This window comes from Dietzia natronolimnaea (genome assembly GCF_002289575.1).
GTDB classification, from domain to species: Bacteria; Actinomycetota; Actinomycetes; order Mycobacteriales; family Mycobacteriaceae; genus Dietzia; species Dietzia natronolimnaea_A.
The window spans coordinates 48268-65492 of sequence record NZ_NTGA01000004.1 but is presented as its reverse complement, the minus strand read 5'-3'; the positions used below and the strand labels follow the sequence as shown (position 1 = coordinate 65492).

The 17225-nt window shown below is 70.0% G+C and carries 14 protein-coding genes; 5 read left to right on the top strand and 9 right to left on the bottom strand.

Features of this window, described 5'->3' with window-relative positions; genetic code table 11:
- Window positions 1-17: 17 nt before the first annotated feature.
- Window positions 18-500 carry a ribonuclease E activity regulator RraA gene (rraA, locus tag CEY15_RS01870; RefSeq protein ID WP_095717042.1) on the top strand — a complete coding sequence of 161 codons (483 nt, stop codon included), beginning with the start codon at window positions 18-20 and terminating at the stop codon, window positions 498-500.
- Between the two features lie 16 nt (window positions 501-516).
- On the opposite strand, the gene CEY15_RS01865 is transcribed toward rraA, so the two are convergent.
- The 7 genes from CEY15_RS01865 to CEY15_RS01835 form a co-directional block, all read right to left on the bottom strand.
- Entirely contained in the window at window positions 517-900 is a 384-nt protein-coding gene (locus CEY15_RS01865; RefSeq protein ID WP_095717041.1) for a hypothetical protein, read from the bottom strand.
- 97 nt (window positions 901-997) lie between these two features.
- Entirely contained in the window at window positions 998-1543 is a 546-nt protein-coding gene (locus CEY15_RS01860; RefSeq protein ID WP_031265004.1) for a hypothetical protein, read from the bottom strand.
- Window positions 1544-1548: 5 nt separating this feature from the next.
- On the bottom strand, window positions 1549-1785 hold the full coding sequence (locus CEY15_RS01855; protein WP_095717040.1) for an RNA-binding S4 domain-containing protein: 237 nt from the start codon (window positions 1783-1785) through the stop codon (window positions 1549-1551).
- Window positions 1786-1873: 88 nt separating this feature from the next.
- The gene (locus CEY15_RS01850; RefSeq protein ID WP_095717039.1) at window positions 1874-2257 is read right to left on the bottom strand and encodes a hypothetical protein; all 384 of its coding nucleotides are present in this window, start codon (window positions 2255-2257) and stop codon (window positions 1874-1876) included.
- A gap of 113 nt (window positions 2258-2370) precedes the next feature.
- Window positions 2371-3843 (bottom strand): glutamate synthase subunit beta, encoded by a 1473-nt coding sequence (locus tag CEY15_RS01845; protein WP_095717038.1) that lies wholly within the window; start codon window positions 3841-3843, stop codon window positions 2371-2373.
- The gene (gltB, locus tag CEY15_RS01840) at window positions 3836-8437 is read right to left on the bottom strand and encodes a glutamate synthase large subunit (protein WP_095717037.1); all 4602 of its coding nucleotides are present in this window, start codon (window positions 8435-8437) and stop codon (window positions 3836-3838) included. The genes CEY15_RS01845 and gltB overlap by 8 nt, the downstream gene beginning before the upstream one ends.
- Window positions 8438-8719: 282 nt before the next feature.
- Window positions 8720-10294: a hypothetical protein gene (locus tag CEY15_RS01835; protein ID WP_095717036.1), complete on the bottom strand. Its 1575-nt coding sequence runs from the start codon at window positions 10292-10294 to the stop codon at window positions 8720-8722.
- Between the two features lie 178 nt (window positions 10295-10472).
- Here CEY15_RS01835 and CEY15_RS01830 point away from each other — a divergent pair, with 178 nt between their 5' ends.
- Window positions 10473-11792, top strand: a complete 1320-nt coding sequence (locus CEY15_RS01830) for a DUF4921 family protein (protein ID WP_245847111.1) — start codon at window positions 10473-10475, stop codon at window positions 11790-11792.
- Here CEY15_RS01830 and CEY15_RS01825 read toward each other — a convergent pair.
- On the bottom strand, window positions 11785-12300 hold the full coding sequence (locus CEY15_RS01825; protein ID WP_238556327.1) for a hypothetical protein: 516 nt from the start codon (window positions 12298-12300) through the stop codon (window positions 11785-11787). The genes CEY15_RS01830 and CEY15_RS01825 overlap by 8 nt on opposite strands.
- Before the next feature lie 109 nt (window positions 12301-12409).
- Between CEY15_RS01825 and CEY15_RS01820 the strand changes: the two genes are divergently transcribed.
- A complete protein-coding gene (locus CEY15_RS01820; protein ID WP_095717034.1) occupies window positions 12410-13591 on the top strand; it encodes a DUF4185 domain-containing protein in 1182 nt (393 codons plus the stop codon).
- 12 nt (window positions 13592-13603) lie between these two features.
- Here CEY15_RS01820 and CEY15_RS01815 read toward each other — a convergent pair whose 3' ends face one another.
- Window positions 13604-15115 carry a bifunctional aminoglycoside phosphotransferase/ATP-binding protein gene (locus CEY15_RS01815; RefSeq protein ID WP_095717033.1) on the bottom strand — a complete coding sequence of 504 codons (1512 nt, stop codon included), beginning with the start codon at window positions 15113-15115 and terminating at the stop codon, window positions 13604-13606.
- Window positions 15116-15342: 227 nt separating this feature from the next.
- On the opposite strand from CEY15_RS01815, the gene CEY15_RS01810 reads away from it, so the two are divergent.
- Both CEY15_RS01810 and CEY15_RS01805 read left to right on the top strand, forming a co-directional pair.
- The gene (locus tag CEY15_RS01810; RefSeq protein WP_245847108.1) at window positions 15343-15981 is read left to right on the top strand and encodes a hypothetical protein; all 639 of its coding nucleotides are present in this window, start codon (window positions 15343-15345) and stop codon (window positions 15979-15981) included.
- A gap of 99 nt (window positions 15982-16080) precedes the next feature.
- Entirely contained in the window at window positions 16081-17220 is a 1140-nt protein-coding gene (locus CEY15_RS01805; RefSeq protein ID WP_245847107.1) for a glycerate kinase, read from the top strand.
- Window positions 17221-17225: the final 5 nt, after the last annotated feature.

The following is a 17225-nucleotide window of genomic DNA, read 5'->3' as shown; positions in this document are numbered from 1 at the left end:
GACCAGGAGGGCCAGCCATGACCGACACCCCCAGCGGATTCGTCCCCACCGCCGACCTCGTCGACGAGATCGGGGAGGGTGTGCGGAGTTGCGACACCCAGTTCCTCGACCTCGGTGGGCGCACCGAGTTCTTCGGGCCGATCTCCACCGTCCGGTGCTTCCAGGACAACGCACTGCTCAAGAGTGTCCTGGGCGAACCCGGACACGGCCGGGTTCTGGTGATCGACGGTGACGCCAGCGTGCACACCGCACTCGTCGGAGACCTCATCGCCGAGCTCGGACGGTCCAACGGCTGGGCCGGGGTGGTGGTGCACGGGGCGATCCGCGACTCGGCGGTCATCGGTGGGATGGACTTCGGGTGCAAGGCCCTCGGGACCAATCCGCGGAAATCGTCGAAGACCGGAGCCGGGGATCGCGACGTGACGGTGAGCTTCGGCGGGGTCGAGTTCGTCCCCGGCGAGATGCTCTACGCGGATTCCGACGGGATCGTGGTGCGCTGACCCGCACCGACCGCCACTAGGACGCCCCCGCGAGGGACCCGATGGAGCCGACGGCGAGCTCGCCGATCGAGGCCTCCGGACCGTAGCTGCCCAGCGACCCGGGCGCGTACGAGCCGGTCGAGTTGGGCACGTCCACGGACAGGACGACAGAACCGGTGTTGATGATCGTCGACAGCAGGTCCATCAGCGAACCGGTGCCGAACGAGCCGTAGCCCAGGCTCCCCAGCGCGTCGATGGTCGCCGGATCGACCGACATGCAGCGCAGGCCGTTCTGCGTCTGGATCCACACGCAGAACGGCTCCGTCGGTTCATCCGGCGCCGCCGCCGCCGATCCGGCGCCGACGACCAGGGCGGCCGTCATCAGGGCGGACGAGGCCGCGGCGATCATGGTGGTGCGCATGTCAGGGAACCTCCGGGTAGGCACCCCACCCGGGCGTGGGGGCGTACTCACGAAGTGTAACGGGTATCACAATGCGAGCGTCGGGCGCCCTGGCGGTTCACGCCTCGCGTCTGATCCACCGCAGGAGCGGACCGAGAGTCAGGCGGTCCGTGAGGTCCAGCCCGCCCAGTTCGAGCATCGACTCCTCCTCGGGGGTGCGGTCCGCCTTCCGGCGCAGCGCCGCCAGCGCAGTCTTGACCCCCAGACGCTGGCGGAATCCGAGTTGGTCAGGGGTCACCACGCCGCGCAACTGGAACAACTTGAGGGCGCGGAGCTGGTCGGCGGAGAACTCGCTGGACATCAGGTCGATCCGGGCGTCATCGGTGACCGGGGTGGGACCCACCATGACGACGGCGACCCGTCGACCGGCCTCCACCAGAGCCTCCCAATTGTCCTTGATGAACCCCGACCCACCCAGACCACCGCCAGGACGCATGCCCGTCACGAGCACGACCGTCCCGGCCACCACGAGCTCGGCGGGGTCCACTGAATCGTAATGGGTGCTACGGGTCTCGAACTCCTCCGCCAACCACCCCGCGTAGCGGCGGGCCCCGGGGTCGTCGTCGTGCAACACCACCGGGGCCGGCGCGGCACCGGACGTCATCTCGGTCACTGGTCTCTCCCCTGTCCGTCACGGGCGACCACGCGGGCCGCTCGAGCCCCGTACGCCACCACGTCGCCATCGACCAGCCCTCGACCCCGACGCTCGTCGACGTCCCCGTTGACGGTGACCGCGCCGGACGCGACAGCGTCCTTGGCCTCCGCTCCGGAGTCGAGCAGGGACGCCAGTTTGAGGAACTGGCCCAGGGTGAGCTTGCTGCTCAGATCACACTCGACGTCGTCCACTGGCGGACCGGCCGGAGGTGTCACCCGCGAGGTCCGTCCCCGTCCTGCGATATGGCGACTCATACCGCCGAGCCTATCGGCCCCGCCGTCACGGGGCAGGACCGGTGGGCGGGGCCTGCTCCTCCGGCAGCACCACTCGGCCGCGCCGCGTCACCAGGGCCAGGCCCATCCCGCCGGCGACGAGCACTGCGGCGGCCAGACCCAGCGCCACGGTCTGTACGCCGGAGATCCCCAGAGGGGACGAGTCCGACTCATCCTCCGGCGCCGGTGAATCCCCTTCCACCGGGAGGGGCGGGAGTTCGCTGAGCACGGGCAGATCGGTCACCTCGACGCGCGCGCCGGAGCCGGTCCCCTGTGCGGAGGCCACGGGACCGCCGACCATGACCAGCGACAGGCCCAGCGCCACGAGAAAGGCGGCGACCAGTGGGAGGAACACGGCACCGGACACGGCGGCAGGGCGACGGCGGACCATGTATGCCTTCCGTGACGGCGGCCGGGGCGGCCTGGAGCGAAGTGCCTCACATCTTAGGTTCTATTAAGGCAAAACGATACCCCGCTGTGCGGCCCCGACCGCGCATCCCCTGGTCAGCGCTGAGCGACGTCCGTGGGTCGCACGGGAGACGGCAGGGCCGTCTCCCCCATCAGGAAGCGATCGACCGAGGCCGCCGCGGCGCGCCCCTCGGCGATCGCCCACACGATCAGCGACTGGCCGCGCCCCATGTCGCCGGCGACGAACACCCCGTCGACGTTGGTCGAGTACTTCTCATCCCGGTCCACATTGCCCCGGTCGCTGAAATCCACCCCGAGGTCGGAGCACAACCCCGACTTCTGCGCCCCCGTGAACCCCATCGCCAGCAGGACGAGATCCGCCGGGTACTCGAAGTCGGTGCCGGGCACCGCTTCGAAACGCCCGTCGACCATCTTCACCTCGGACCCCTTGAGCGCGGTCACATGGCCGCCCTCGCCGAGGAACTCGGCGGTCGAGACACTGTAGACCCGCTCGCCGTTCTCCTCGTGCGCCGACGCCGTCCGGAACATCAGCGGGTAGACGGGCCAAGGGGTCGAGGCGGCTCGGGTCGCGGGAGGCTTGGGCATGATCTCGAAGCTCTTGACCGACTTCGCGCCCTGGCGGGTGGCCGTCCCGAGACAGTCGGCGCCGGTGTCGCCACCGCCGATGATGATCACATGCTTGTCGCGTGCATGGATCTCGGGCAGCCCGTCGGCGTCCACGACCGGATCGCCGACAGCGGCCTTGTTGGCCAGCGGCAGGTAGTCCATCGCCTGGTGGATCCCGTCGAGCTCCCGTCCCGGGACCGGGAGGTCTCGGCGCATGGTCGCGCCGCCGCAGAGGACGACCGCGTCGAACTCGGCGCGCAGCTGCGAGGCGGTGATGTCCTTGCCCACGTTGACGCCGGGGCGGAAGACCGTGCCCTCCGCCTCCATCTGGGCGAGGCGACGGTCGATGATCTCCTTCTCCATCTTGAACTCGGGGATCCCGTAGCGCATGAGACCACCGATGCGGTCATCGCGCTCGAAGACCGTGACCGAGTGCCCGGCGCGGGTGAGCTGCTGTGCGGCCGCCAGCCCTGCGGGTCCGGACCCCACGATCGCCACCGACTGTCCGGTACGGAAGGAGGGGATCACCGGCTCCATGTCGCCGTCTTCCCACGCCTTCTCGGCGATCTCCACCTCGACCTGCTTGATCGTCACCGGTGGCTGGTTGATCCCCAGGACGCAGGAACCCTCGCATGGGGCCGGACAGAGTCGACCCGTGAACTCGGGGAAGTTGTTGGTCGCGTGCAGACGGTCCACGGCCGCGTCCCACCGTCCGCGGTGCACGAGGTCGTTCCACTCCGGGATGATGTTGCCGAGCGGGCACCCCTGGTGGCAGAACGGGACGCCGCAGCTCATGCAGCGACTGGCCTGGGTCTTCAGGTCGTCTTCCGGGAGGGTCGTCGACTCGTAGACCTCCTTCCAGTCCATGATTCGCAGGTCCACCGGGCGGCGCGCGGGGAGCTCGCGTTCGGTGTGCTTGAGAAAGCCCTTGGGGTCAGCCATTTGCGGCCTCCATGATCGCCTCGTCCACGTTGCGTCCGTCCTTCTCCGCCTGCTCGATGGCGAGCAGCACGCGCTTGTAGTCGCGCGGCATGACCTTGGCGAAGTGATTCACGTTCTGCGCCCACCCGGACAGGATCTCCCGGGCGCGGGCCGAGTCGGTCTCGGCGGCGTGCTGCTCGACGATGCGGTGCAGGAACTCGACGTCCTCTGTCAGCAGCTGCTCGATCTCGACGAGTTCGTCGTTGAGGTTGGCGGGCAGCTGACCGTCCGGGTCGTAGAAGTACGCGACACCTCCCGACATCCCGGCCGCCACGTTGCGACCGGTCGACCCGAGCACCACCACCTGACCGCCCGTCATGTACTCGCAGGCGTGGTCACCCACGCCCTCGACCACGGCGGTGACACCCGAGTTCCGGACGCAGAAGCGCTCGCCCACGATCCCCCGCAGGAAGATCTCGCCTCTGGTCGCCCCGTAGCAGATCACGTTTCCGGCGATGATGTTGTTCTCCGCCACGAAGTCCGGGGCCGCGTCCAGTGCGGGCCGGACCACGATCCGTCCGCCGGACAACCCCTTGCCCACGTAGTCGTTGGCGTCACCGAACACCCGCTGGGTCACGCCGGCGGCGAGGAACGCCCCGAACGAGTTGCCCGCCGAACCGGTGAAGGTCAGGTCGATCGACCCCTCGGGCAGGCCCGAAGCACCGTACGCCTTGGAGATCTCGTAGCTGAGCATGGTGCCGACGGAGCGGTTGACGTTGCAGATCGGGTACCGACCGGTGCCCGGACCGGTCGACGGGTCGGCGATCACCGACCGGAAGTCCTCGATGAGCGTGCGGTCGAGCACCCCCACCAACTTGTGGTCCTGTTGCTTCGTGCAGCGCAGGTCCTGGTGCATGAAGGGGGAGTCCGCCTGGGCGAAGACCGGCTCGAGGTCCAGCTTCGCGGCCCGCTTGTTGTGGGCGAACGCCCGGGACTTGTCCAGGCACTCGGAGCGCCCGATCGCCTCGTCGAGGGATCGGAAGCCCAGCTCGGCCAGGTACTCGCGGACCTCCTGCGCGATGAACTCCATGAAGTTCACCACGTACTCGGCCTTGCCGTTGAACCGCTCACGCAGCACCGGGTTCTGGGTGGCCACACCCACCGGGCAGGTGTCGAGGTGGCAGACGCGCATCATGACGCATCCGGCCACGACCAGCGGGGCGGTGGCGAAACCGAACTCCTCGCCACCGAGCAGCGCGGCGACGATCACGTCGCGGCCCGTCTTGAGCTGACCGTCCACCTGCACGACGATCCGGTCGCGTAGCCCGTTGACCAGCAGCGTCTGCTGGGTCTCTGCGAGCCCCAGCTCCCACGGCCCACCCGCATGCTTGAGCGAGGTCAGCGGCGAGGCGCCCGTGCCGCCGTCGTGGCCGGAGATCAGCACCACGTCGGCGTGGGTCTTGGACACACCCGTCGCGACGGTCCCCACGCCCTGCTCGGCGACGAGCTTGACGTGGATCCGCGCCTCGGGATTGGCGTTCTTCAGGTCGTAGATCAGCTGCGCCAGGTCCTCGATCGAGTAGATGTCGTGGTGCGGCGGCGGCGAGATCAACCCGACGCCCGGCGTGGAGCCACGGACCTCGGCCACCCACGGGTACACCTTGCCCGGCGGGAGCTGGCCGCCCTCGCCCGGCTTGGCACCCTGGGCCATCTTGATCTGGATATCGGTGCAGTTGGCCAGATAGTTGCTGGTCACGCCGAACCGCCCGGAGGCCACCTGCTTGATGGCGGACCGGCGCCAGTCCCCGTTGGGGTCGGGGGTGAACCTCGCGATCGACTCGCCGCCCTCACCCGAATTGGACCGGGCGTGCAGGCGGTTCATCGCGATCGCGAGGGTCTCGTGCGCCTCCGCGGAGATGGAACCGTAGCTCATTGCGCCGGTGGAGAACCGCTTGACGATCTCCGACACCGGCTCGACCTCGTCGATGGGCACCGGCGAGCGGTCGCTCTTGAGCTCGAACAGGCCGCGCAGCGTGGCCAGACGCTCCGACTGGTCGTCGACGAGCCTCGTGTACTCCTTGAAGATCTCGTACCGGCCGGAGCGCGTGGAGTGCTGGAGTTTGAACACCGTGTCCGGGTTGAACAGGTGGTACTCGCCCTCGCGCCGCCACTGGTACTCACCGCCGATCTCGAGCTCGCGGTGGGCGGCCTCCTCGGGACGCGGCAGGAACGCGAAGCGGTGCCGACGGGCCACGTCCTCGGCGATCTCGTCGAGGCCGATCCCGTCGATCGGACTGATCGAGCCGGTGAAGTACTCGTCACACAGCTCCTGCGACAGTCCGGTGACGTCGAACAGCTGGGCGCCCGTGTAGGAGGCGAGCGTGGAGATACCCATCTTGGACATCACCTTGAGCACGCCCTTGGCGGCCGCCTTGCGGTAGTTGGCGCAGGCCTCGACCGTGTCGATACCGGTGAGGTCGCCCGTCTTGACGAGTTCGTCGATCGACTCGAAGGCCATGTACGGGTTGATGGCGTTGGCGCCGTAGCCGAACAGCACCGCCATGTGGTGCACCTCGCGAGCGTCACCCGACTCCACCACCAGGCTGACCCTCGTCCGGGTCTTCTCCCGGACCAGGTGGTGGTGCACCGCGGAGGTCAACAGCAGCGACGGGATGGGGGCGTTGCGCTCGTCGGACTCCCGGTCCGAGAGCACGATGATCGCGGCCCCGTCGTCGATCGCGTCCGAGACCTCGCGGCGGATGCGCTCCAGCGCGATCCGCAGACCCCGGCCGCCGTGCGCCACGTTGTAGAGCCCGCGCACGGTCACCGCACGCAACCCCGGGTGCGCCTCCCCCGCCGCCAGCAGTGAGGCGAGCTCGGCGTTGCCCAGAATCGGGTTGTCGAGCTTGATCTGACGGCACGAGTCCGGACCGGGGTTGATGAGGTCGCCCTCGGGCCCGAGCGTCACCCCGTAGCTGGTGACGAGCTCCTCGCGGATGGCGTCGAGCGGCGGGTTGGTGACCTGGGCGAACCGCTGGGCGAAGTAGTCGAACAGCATGCGGGCCCGCTGCGAGAGCACCGGCAGCGGGGTGTCGGTGCCCATCGACCCGGTCGCCTCGGCCCCGATCCGGGCCATCGGGGAGACCAGGATGCGCAGCTCCTCCTCGGTGTAGCCGAAGACCCGCTGCCGCAGCACCACGCGCTCGTGGCTCATGATCTCCTGGTCGACCCGCGGAAGGTCGGTGAGCCGGACCATGCCCTCGTCGAGCCACTGCTGGTACGGGTGCTCCGCGGCCAGCTGCGCCTTGATCTCCTGGTCGTCGATGATGCGCCCCGCGGCGGTGTCGACCAGGAACATGCGACCGGGCCGCAGGCGGGTCTTGGTGACGACCTTGTCCTGCGGGATGTCCAGGACGCCGACCTCCGAGGCCATGACGACGAGGCCGTCGTCGGTGACCCAGATCCGGGAGGGGCGAAGCCCGTTGCGATCGAGGACCGCGCCGATGACGGTGCCGTCGGTGAACGTGATGGACGCCGGACCGTCCCAGGCCTCCATGAGGGAGGCGTGGTACTCGTAGAACGCCCGCTTGGCCGGATCCATGGTCTCGTGACGCTCCCAGGCCTCGGGAACCATCATCATCACGGCGTGGGGGAGAGTGCGGCCGGCGAGCGTCAGCAACTCGAGCGCCTCGTCGAACCGCGCGGTGTCGGATCCGCCCGGGGTGCACACGGGCAGCGCTGCCGACAGGTCCTCGATGTGCTCGCTCGACATGAGCGACTCCCGGGCCCGCATCCAGTTCTCGTTGCCGCGGGCGGTGTTGATCTCACCGTTGTGTGCGACGTAGCGGAACGGGTGCGCGAGCGGCCAGGCCGGGAAGGTGTTGGTGGAGAACCGGGAGTGCACGATTCCCAGGGCGGACTCGACGCGCTCGTCCTGAAGGTCGAGGTAGAAGTCCGGGAGCTGCTTCTCCGTCAGCATGCCCTTGTAGACGAACGTGCGGGGGCTCAGGGACGGGAAGTACACGGTCTCGGAGCCCAGGTCGCCCTTGCCGGGCCCCTTGGATCCGAGTTCGTGCTCGCACCGCTTGCGGACTACGAAGCACTTACGCTCCAGGGCGAGCCCGGTGAGCAGGGCCCCGTCGGCACCCGCGGCCTTGACGAAGATCTGGTGGATGGTGGGCTGAGCGTCGCGGGAGATCGCGCCGACCGTCGAGTCGTCGACCGGGACCTCGCGCCATCCGATGACGGTGACCCCCTGCTCCGCGGCGATCCGCTCCACCAACCGCATGGCGTCCATCGCGAGCATCCGGGACTGGGGGAGGAAACACAGCCCGGTCGCGTACGCACCGACCTCGGGCAGCTCCAGGTTCTGCTCCGCGCGCATCACCTCGCGGAAGAACCGGTCCGGCACCTGGATCATCAGGCCCGTGCCGTCACCGGTGTTGGCCTCGGCGCCGACCGCACCCCGGTGCTCGAGGTTCACGAGCGCGGCGATCGCCTTCTCGACGATGTCCCGGGACTGACGTCCGTACATGTCCACGACGAACGCGACACCACAGGAATCGTGTTCATATTCAGGGCGGTACAAGCCTTTGGGGCCGGGAGTCGTCATAATCTGCTCGCCTTCGTTTGTCGACGGGCGGACTCCGTGGTGGCTGGAGCACCCGCACTCAGATCACCGTGGTGCTCTGGCCCGCAAATAATATGGGGAAAAGGGGTTAGCCGCACAATTGGGTTTAGTCAATCAACGCCGACTGACGTGGGACACGGATTCCACCCTGTGAGATTTCTCTCAGGTCGCGGGTGCAGTCGGCCCCGAAATCGCGATGCGCCCCGCTCCGAGTGGTCCACTCGGAGCAGGGCGCATCGCGCCTCGGTTCGCCGATCGCGTGTCAGGTCACCGGATGAAGGGCAGCGGGGGCAGGGTGACACCGTCCGGCAGCCCCACCTCGTAGTCGCCGAGCGACCCCGTGGTGATGATCGCCGCGTTCGCGGCCACCGCCACGCCGCCCGTGGCACCCGGTTCTCCACCGCGACCGTTGGGGGTTGTCGGGCCGGGAGCCGGCGGCGCCTCGGGAACGGCGACCGGGGCGGGCGGCGCCATGGGCATCCCGGGCAGCGGCGGCAGGACCAGCCCGAGGTCCATGACCGACTGCCCGATCATCGGGGCGGCGGCGATCGACCCACCGACGAGGACGACGGGCAGCAGGATCGGCAGTGACCCGACCGCTGAGCCGACAGTCGAACCCAACGGGGCCAGGGATGCGGTCAGGGATCCGACCGGGGCGAGCGAGCCTTCCACGGAACCCGGCTCCAGTGACCCCATCGGGAGAGAACCCTCCACCGAACCGTCGTCGAGCGAGCCGGGCTCCAGGGAGCCGTCCAGCGACCCGGCCTCGGAGCCCACCGACAGCGGCGCCAGTGAGGCGGGATCGAGCGACCCCGGCTCCAGCGAACCCTCCAGAGACCCGGCCTCGGAGCCCACCGACAGCGGGGCGAGCGACCCGGCGACCGACGCGAGGGGAAGCTCGAGCGACCCCTCGAGGGAGCCTGCCTCGGACCCCGCCGACAGGGGCTCGAGCGATCCGGGCTCCAAGGATCCGGGCTCCAAGGACCCGGGCTCCAGGGAACCCTCCAACGAGCCCTCGTCCAGCGAACCCGGCTCAAGGGACCCCTCGAGCGAACCCTCGTCAGACCCGGCGGACAGCGGCGCGAGCGACGCCGGATCGAGCGACCCCTCGCCCCCCTCCGAACCGAGCGCAAGGAGCACCGTCAACGCCACGAGCGAACCAGCCTGGACGGATCCCGGCTCGAGAGATCCCTCGTCCGAACCCGCCGACAGCGGCTCCAACGATCCCGGCTCCAGGGAACCCTCCAACGAGCCCTCGTCCAGCGAACCCGGCTCAAGGGACCCCTCGAGCGAACCCTCGTCAGACCCGGCGGACAGCGGCGCGAGCGACGCCGGATCGAGCGACCCCTCGCCCCCCTCCGAACCGAGCGCAAGGAGCACCGTCAACGCCACGAGCGAACCAGCCTGGACGGATCCCGGCTCGAGAGATCCCTCGTCCGAACCCGCCGACAGCGGCTCCAACGATCCCGGCTCCAACGATCCGGGCTCCAGCGATCCGGGCTCCAGCGAACCCTCGAGCGAACCCTCGTCGGACCCGGCGGACAGCGGCGCGAGCGATGCCGGATCCAGGGAACCCGGCTCAAGGGAGCCATCCAACGAACCCTGTCCCAGCGAACCGGGGTCGAGGGAACCGGGCTCGAGGGAACCGGGCTCGAGCGAACCCTCGAGGGACCCCCCTTCTCCGGATCCCGCCGACCCGAGCAACAGCTCGAGATTCAGTCCCAGCCCGAGGTCGAGCGACCCCTCCTGGGCGCCTGCGACCGCCGGGGAGCCGGTTGCCGCGAGAAGGGCCGCGCCGGCAACGGCCGCCGCACGAATGTGTAGTGCACGTTTCGATGACATCTTCGGTCCTCTGTTCGGTCGGTATCTCCACGCGGGATCGCTAGCACCAATCCCCCTGCCTCATACCCACATCGTGGAAACTCAGGATAGTGTTACGTTCGTCACAGTTCCACCGGTGCGGCGTAGATTTACTCTCGCCGTCGTCGGCCAGCCACCCAGCACCGCCTAGGCTCGGCGGGTGACCACCCCGCCTGACGCCCCGTCTCCTCGGATTCGACCGCTGCGTCGGATGGCGGACGGGACCGTCAAGCAGATCAACCCGTTCACCGGCACCGAGGTGTGGACGGTCCCGGGCCGCGGTAACCGCCCCGTCGACCATCACCCCGGCGAGGTCCGCCCGGTGGACCCGGTCGCCCCCGAGGCCCACTGCGCGTTCTGCGTGTCCCGCCTTCGCGAGACCACCCCCGAGAAGTCCCGCCTTATACGCGCCGGCGACACCTGGACGACGCTCGACCAGGTGGCACCGGACCGACTCGACCTGACGACGCCCGAGTTCCGACTTTTCGGAAACCTCTTCGAGATCGTCTCGCTCGACTACTGGAAAGCGGTCCACGGCTACCGGATCCCGGCCGGGGCCGCCGCGCATCAATCCGCCTACCTCGGGACCGAGGCCGGTGTCGAACACGTCCGTTCGCTGGTCCGGACCCGGATCGCCGCAGCGCAGGGGGATCCGTCGGTCGCCGATGCCATGGGGACCGCGGAACTGGCCGCCCGCTCGGAGAGCTTCTTCGGTGGCTGCCACGACGTCGTGGTGGCCCGACGTCACCTGGTCGACGGGGCCGTCTCCACCGACAGGCACTCCTCGTCGGGGTCCCTCGACCCGGACGAGCACCACCAGTTCATCGCCTTCACCGTCCGCGCCATGCGGAAGCTGTACCTCGACAACCCCCACGCCCGGTACGTGTCGGTGTTCCAGAACTGGTTGCAGCCGGCGGGCGCGTCGTTCGCCCATCTGCACAAGCAGCTCGTGGCGATCGACGAGATCCCCGCGAAGACCGCTCGCGAGGTGGCCGCCCTCGACCGGGAGCCGGACCTCTACGCCACCCTCGGGGTCGGTCTCGCGGTCTCGGAGGGGCTGGTGGTGGCGGCCAACGAGCACGCGGTGGCGGTTGTCGGGGTGGGGCACCGCTATCCCGCCCTCGTCGTCTATTCGCGATCAGCGGCGAGTGATCCGTGGGAACACTCGCCGGAGGAACTGCGCGGGGTCTCCGATCTGCTGCACGCCTGCCACGCCGCCACGGGCCCTCTGGTGCCGACAAACGAGGAGTGGCACACCCGACCGCCGGGGGTCGACGCCCCCATGCCGTGGCGGATCGTGCTCAAGTGGCGGATCTCCACCCCGGCCGGATTCGAGGGGGCGACAGGGATCCACGTCAACACCATCGACCCGTGGGCCCTGCGCGATCGGGTCGCGCCGCGACTGGAGGAGTTGCGCGCGTCGGGGCTGATCGCCGACATGGCGCTCGGGGACGAGCGCGGGGAGCCGACGATCAGATAGCGCGACGCGCCCGCCCCCGGGGGAGCCCGGCCGCGGTGGCTTCTCGGATGCCCGGTACGGAGGCCGGGATCACCACGGGCCCGGAGAGCGCCGGGTCGAGCAGCATCGCGGTGGGCGTCTCCTCCGAACCCATGTTGATGCTGCGGCAGAGCTCGTAGGCGTCCTCGTCCCGCCAGATGTTGACCCAGTGCACCTCGAGCCCTTCCCGGGCGGCGCGCCGCCGCAGTGCGGAGGAGTACGGACACCCGGGACGCCACAGGACCACCACGGCGTGTTCGGTACAGGCGCTGCGCACCGACTGAAGGGGCTCGTGACCGGTCATCCTGAGCGGGGAGTTCCACAGTGCCACCACGGTGGTGAGCGCCAACACCAGCAGCGCCGGTGCGGCTCCGTGACCGAAACCCACGATGATCCACGCGAGCGCACACCCCACTGCCACGACGGCCACGGGGCCGAACCAGTGGCCGGGGACGATCTCGCGCCCCGCCCGCGCGAAGGGGTGTGTCACGCGCACGACCATACGCGTCCGCGTTCCGTGTTCGCCCGCGCATTGACCGAATTGTGATGCGTCCACGATCGGTTCCCGGTCTGTCGCGGGGGGAGGTAGCGTCGATGCGATGACGGACTCGCGCCCGCCGACCCCGGCCCCGCAGGCCAGCACCCGGAAGGTCCGCGACCTCACCGGACCCGGCATCACCACCGCGTTCGGGATGGAGGGAACCGACCTGGGGATCACCGCCCGGACGCCCTCCGGACGCCTGCTCGCCGTGTTCGGCGACACCTTCGCGGGGGCGGGGGTGGGCGCACCCCACGTGGGTCGACCCCACCCCGGGATCGCGCAGTGCACTCCCACCACCGACGAGCGGCCCGGGCCGGGGAATCCGGACTGGAGGTCCCCCGTCGGTCTGTTCGCCGACGACTTCGACGCGTCCGGAGGCCTGGTGTGGACGGGCGCGGCCGGGCCCGGCCCACCGGACTACGCGGGCCAACTCCTCGACTACGTCCACGGCCGGGGCTGTTCCACGATCCTCCCCGGCGACGTCCTGACCGTGGGGGACACGATGTATCTCCACGTCATGGTCAACGAGGGTCTCGGGACGGTCACCCGGACCGAGATCCACCGCTCCGTCGACGACGGCCACACCTGGGAGCCGACCGGCGTCACCTTCTCCCCACTGCTCGAGGGCGGGCACCGTCAACTGTGGACCTGGGAGTCGGGCGGAGACGGATTCGTCTACGTCTTGTCGACCGGTTTCCAGCGGGACAAGGGGGTCATCCTCATGCGGGTCCGTGAGGAGCAGCTGGCCGATCCCGGCGTCAACGGGTGGCAGACGTGGGGATTCCGCGACGGGGCATGGGCCTGGGGCAACCCCACCACCATCGTGCTGCCGGGCCGTATCGGCGAGATGTACCTGCGGCGGTGCGAGGACTTCTGGACCCTCACCTACTTCAACGCGGAGCACTACCGGATCGACTGCCTCACCTTCCCGCACATCGGCGCGGACCTTCTCGACGGCTCGGTGACCGCCCACACCACACTCCTGCACGGCTGCGCCTGGGGTGACGAGTCCGACGGCTCCGATCCGGCCGCCGGCCCGGCGCGGGTCGCCCAGCTCTACTGCGGCTGCCCCGTACCCGGATCCACTCCGGAGCGGTGGCACCTCGTCGTGAGTCAGTGGAACACCCACGACTCGGCCGTGGGCCCGGCCGGCTGGCCGTACCGCTCGATGCAGTACGTGGGTTCCATCCCGCGCCCGCCGGGGGCACGGGCCCGGGACCGACCCGCCGCCGACGCGTAGGGTCCCGGCCGCTCAGGCCCAGGGCAGCGGCCCGAGGTTCCGCTCCGCCCAGACCCGTACGGCGTCGGCGGAGCGGGGATCCAGTTCTGTGGTGTCCACCTCGATCGCGTCGGGCCAGGGGGCCAGGCCCGCGAGCTGTCGCCCGAGCACCGCCACGGTCGCTTCCGACGGGTCCGAACCCGCGCGCCGCCGCTGTTCGATCCGCCGGACCAGTTCCCCGCGCGGAGCCGTACACGCGACCTCCACGAGTTCGGCGTGCGCGTCGGCAGCAACGGTCTCCGCCTCGGCGCGGCGGCGGGGGTCCAGCCAGGTGGCGTCGAGGACCACGCTGCGCCCCATCGCGAGCATGTCCCCGGCCATGTCGAGCATCCTGGTGTAGACGGCGGCGATCGCCTCCTCCGAGTACCGCCCCCCGCCCTGGTCCGCGGGGACGTCGGAGCGCAGGTCATCGGACCGGAGAAGCTCGGCCTTCAGGGCTACCGCCAGTGGTGCGGCCAGCGTCGATTTGCCCGACCCGGACACCCCTCCCACGAGAACCAACCGGACGCGGGCCCGCAGGAGGGCGTCGACGGCCCGGTCCGCGAGTTTCAGGGCGTCCCGCGCCTGCGCCCCTGCGCTCCCCGATTGGTCGGCCCGGATGGCCGTGACCTTGGACCGGACCAGCGCGCGGTACCCGATGTAGTGGTGGACGAGGGACGACGGGGCATCGTCCCCCGAGAAGTCCCGATACGCCTCGAGAAAGGCCTCGGCGAGGTCTCGAGCCCCCAACCTGTCGAGGTCCATCGCCAGGAATCCCGCGTCGAGCACGGCGTCCCCGAACCTCAGCCGGTCGTCGAACTCGAGACAGTCGATCACCCGGGGCCCGTCGTCCTCGAGGTAGATGTCGGCGGCGAGCAGATCCCCGTGCCCGTCGACCACCCGGCCGGCCCCGACGCGTGCGCGCAGGAGTCGCTCCCTTCCGCGGAGGTACTCCCCCGCGAGCCACTCCACGTCGTCGACGATCTCCGGTGCGTCCTCGCCGACGCTCAGCCGACGCAGTTGTCCGATCGACTCACGCCACAGCCCGGCCACGGCGTCCGGCGCGCCCATGGCCGCGACCTCCTCCGAGCGGGGACTCGCGGCATGCAGGTGGTCGAGCTGCCGACCCACCTCCTTCACGCCCGCCACGAGATCCGGATCGTCGGCGCGACTCGTGCCCGCCGCCCTCGAGCGGACCAGTGCTTCCAGGCTCCGCCGGGAGGGGAGTCGGCGCATCCGGACCACGTGGTCGATCACGTCGCCGTCGGGCCCGCGGACCTCGAGTACACCGCCGTAGACGTCCGGTGCCAGCCGACTGTTGAGCTCGACCTCCCGTCGGCTCTGCTCGGCGCGGGCCCCGACGGTCGTGTTGTCGAGGAAACCGAGGTCGATCCGCTTACGGACTTTGTGAGCCTCGTCACCATAGAGAATAATGAGAGCGCTGTGGGTCTCGACGACGGCCGGCGCCCCGTCTGCTGCCGGATCCGCGTCCGCAGGCGTGTCCATAACCCCAGCCTAGGCAGGTGCGACCCGGTTCGCTGCCAACCCCGCGACACGGGAGAACACGCCCGGATGGAGGCCAGTGACCGAAGTGTTACCTCAAGGAACACTCAGCATTTGACCCCCTGACAGGGTCGGTGTTCGCTTGTAGTGTCGCCGACGCACCTCGCTTTCGATCGAGGTGCCCGCGATGAGAGACATCGGGGTCAATGAAGATGGGAGCCGTTCAGTACATGACGAACACCCACCGGAAGACCACCAACCGTACGACTGCCAAGATCGCCGCCGTCGGCGCGTTCGGACTCGGTGCCGCCATCGCGTTCCCCGGGTTCGCCGCCGCGCAGGAGGCTTCGAACGGGAGCCTTGAGGGACTCGCGGGCGACACCGGGAGCCTCACGGAGATCGCCGGGGAGAACGGCAGCCTGGCCGACCTCGGCCTCGGGACCGACCTCGCCGTCGACCTGGGCAGCCTCGCCTTCAACCTGAACCTCGATGCCGAGGCCTCCAACCCGGGCTCGGTCGAGCTCGGCAGCCTCGGCGTCTCGCCCAACACCGGCAGCGCCCTCCTCGACGGCGGCACCGACGCGGGCACCGGATCGCTGGACACCGGTTCGCTCGGTGCGGGCAGTGCCGACGAGGGCACCGACACCGCCACGGGCTCCGTCTCGGGCTCGGCTGACGAGAGCACCGACACCGGCTCCCTCTCCGGCTCCGCTGACGAGGGCACCGACACCGGCTCCCTCTCCGGCTCCGCTGACGAGGGCACCGACACCGGCTCCCTCTCCGGCGAGCTCGCCGGTCTGAGCTCCGGCGCAGAGGCCGGCGCGGACCTGGGCATCGACGCCGGACTGTTCGCCGGCTCGCTGGGCTGACCCAGCAGCATCCGGTCACGCCGGATGCGCCCCCACGGCCCGGGGTCGTGGCTCCCGTCGGGGGTCACGACCCCGGGCCGTCGTGTGTCCGCTGACACGATGGGGAATGATGCAGTGGTGACGATCGTCGTGGCTTGCGGGGCCTTCAAGGGCTCTCTCACCGCTATCGAGGCATGCCACCACGCTGCCGCAGGTGCTCGCCGGGCCCATCCGGACACCGATGTGGTGGTGAGGCCGGTCGCGGACGGGGGCGGCGGCAGTCTCGAGGTGATGGTCGCCGGAGGTGCCCGCGAGGTGCGCGTGACCGCGTCCGGTCCCACGGGAGAGGCCGTCGAGACCTCCTTCGCCGCCATCGACCCCGACACCGCCTTCGTGGAGATGGCCGACGCCTGTGGGTTGCTCCGCCTCCCTGGTGGCCGGATGCGGCCCCTCGAGTCATCCAGTCGGGGCGTGGGCGAGGTTCTCCTGGCCGCGCTCCGGTCGGGCCGCGGCAACATCCACCTCGGCATCGGCGGCAGCGCCTCCACCGACGGCGGTACGGGCATGCTCTCCGCGTTGGGAGCCCGCTTTCTCGACTCCTCTGGCGCCGAACTTCCCGACGGTGGTGGCGCACTCGTGGACCTCGACCACGTCGACCTGGACGGACTCGACCCCGGGGTCCGCGCCTCACGCATCCTGGTCGCCTGCGATGTGGACAATCCACTGCTAGGTCCTCTGGGAGCGGCCCGCGTCTACGGGCCGCAGAAGGGGGCCTCCGCCGCTCAGATCGAGGTCCTCGAGTCGGGGCTGGCCCGCCTGGTCGAGGTCCTGCGCGGCCAGGGCCTCGCGGTGGATCCCGATGCGCCGGGCTCCGGTGCGGCGGGGGGCGTGGGCTTCGCGGCGCGGGAACTGCTCGACGCGTCCCTGGACCCCGGGTTCGAGGTGCTGGGCACCCTCACCGGCCTCGAGGACGTGGTGTCCGCCGCCGACCTGGTGGTGACCGGCGAGGGTCGCCTCGACGACCAGACGATGCACGGCAAGACCCCCATGGGAGTCGCGGCGCTGTGCCGCTCGCACGCGGTGCCCGTGGTGGCCGTGTGCGGACGCCTCGACCTGGGCGCGGACCGCGTGGCCGAGGCCGGGTTCGCGGCAGCGGCCGCCCTCACCGAGCGGGAGCCGGGCCTCGCCAGGTCAATCGCCAACGCGGGCCCGCTGTTGGAGGACGTGGCCGCCGAGGTCGTCGCGCGCATCCTGCCCTGAGGGGC

Coding starts and splice junctions, on each gene's coding strand:
- rraA (WP_095717042.1), top strand. CDS start 18: ATGACCGACACCCCCAGCGGATTCGTCCCCACCGCCGACCTCGTCGAC.
- CEY15_RS01865 (WP_095717041.1), bottom strand. CDS start 900: ATGCGCACCACCATGATCGCCGCGGCCTCGTCCGCCCTGATGACGGCC.
- CEY15_RS01860 (WP_031265004.1), bottom strand. CDS start 1,543: ATGACGTCCGGTGCCGCGCCGGCCCCGGTGGTGTTGCACGACGACGAC.
- CEY15_RS01850 (WP_095717039.1), bottom strand. CDS start 2,257: ATGGTCCGCCGTCGCCCTGCCGCCGTGTCCGGTGCCGTGTTCCTCCCA.
- CEY15_RS01845 (WP_095717038.1), bottom strand. CDS start 3,843: ATGGCTGACCCCAAGGGCTTTCTCAAGCACACCGAACGCGAGCTCCCC.
- CEY15_RS01835 (WP_095717036.1), bottom strand. CDS start 10,294: ATGTCATCGAAACGTGCACTACACATTCGTGCGGCGGCCGTTGCCGGC.
- CEY15_RS01820 (WP_095717034.1), top strand. CDS start 12,410: ATGACGGACTCGCGCCCGCCGACCCCGGCCCCGCAGGCCAGCACCCGG.
- CEY15_RS01815 (WP_095717033.1), bottom strand. CDS start 15,115: ATGGACACGCCTGCGGACGCGGATCCGGCAGCAGACGGGGCGCCGGCC.
- CEY15_RS01810 (WP_245847108.1), top strand. CDS start 15,343: ATGACGAACACCCACCGGAAGACCACCAACCGTACGACTGCCAAGATC.
- CEY15_RS01805 (WP_245847107.1), top strand. CDS start 16,081: ATGGGGAATGATGCAGTGGTGACGATCGTCGTGGCTTGCGGGGCCTTC.